Below are 251 nucleotides of genomic sequence, written 5' to 3' on the forward strand. Positions count from 1 at the left end.
GGTAGGCCGCCACCGACAGGTCATAGGCCTGATCGTGGTCGCCTGCGCGGTAGGCCGCCAGGCTCTTGTCCAGTGTACTGGCAGTGTATTCGAGCAATTGCGCCGGGCCGCGCTTTACTTGGGGCGGCTGGGCACGCTGGGCACGGAATGCCCCTACGGCTTCAGTGCCTTCGCTGGCCGCAACTTCGGCCGGAGTCTGGCGAGCCAGGTCGGCGAGGTTCCACGTCTTGCTACCCTTGCCCGCTTCCGGC

General features: G+C 66.9%; 1 protein-coding gene. It reads right to left on the bottom strand.

Annotated elements, in window-relative coordinates; genetic code table 11:
* Window positions 1–251 (bottom strand): hypothetical protein (locus SB719_RS21580; RefSeq protein ID WP_412159949.1); only part of this gene is annotated, 251 nt, incomplete at both ends.

The sequence above is a fragment of the Pantoea sp. SIMBA_079 genome (assembly GCF_046940275.1).
GTDB lineage: Bacteria > Pseudomonadota > Gammaproteobacteria > Enterobacterales > Enterobacteriaceae > Pantoea > Pantoea borealis.